The sequence below is a fragment of the Vibrio sp. D173a genome (genome assembly GCF_030248475.1).
On record NZ_JAHGAH010000853.1, the window covers coordinates 1 to 579 of the forward strand.

The 579-nt window shown below is 46.5% G+C and carries 1 protein-coding gene; it reads right to left on the reverse strand.

Translation table 11 applies throughout. From position 1 onward, the window contains the following. On the reverse strand, window positions 1–579 hold a 579-nt coding region (locus tag KIV40_RS29805; protein WP_285352875.1), incomplete at both ends, for a hypothetical protein.

Sequence of the window (579 nt, forward strand, 5' to 3'; positions counted from 1 at the left end):
TCGATACGGTGATCGCCATCTTCGAAATCAACCTCTTCATTCCAGTTCGCAAAGTAGCGAACATTGAGGCGTGGGTTGATTTGGTATGACGCTGCAAACTCATGAGTCATGATTGAATCGTCACCGTAGAACGCACCATTTTTGTAGGTGTCTGAGCCGCTGATTGTGCCCATGTACATCGGGTTATAGTTCAGCCAGATTTTGTCTGTGATCTCGACTTTCGCGTACATACCCGCTACATAAAATGTTCCATGCATGTCGTAACGATCATGCAGTTCATCGGCATCTGAACGAGCCTTGTCAGTTAGAGGCTCACCTGCCGCAATACCAGCTCCAGCTAACGGATATAAGTTCACAGGGCCAAACTTTGGTAGCGCTTGAATAAAGCTATACGATGCAGAACCTTGGTTGGTATCGAAGTTATAGTTCACGTCAACTTGAGCGCCTCGACCATTGGTTAGGTCGACAGTAAAATTGCGAAAACGTACCGAGTCTATTGAATCATCGACAGTGCCGAATTTAGCTTTATCGTTATCACGGAAGCCAATGGCATCGCCTGCGATCCCCTTAATCTCCAAT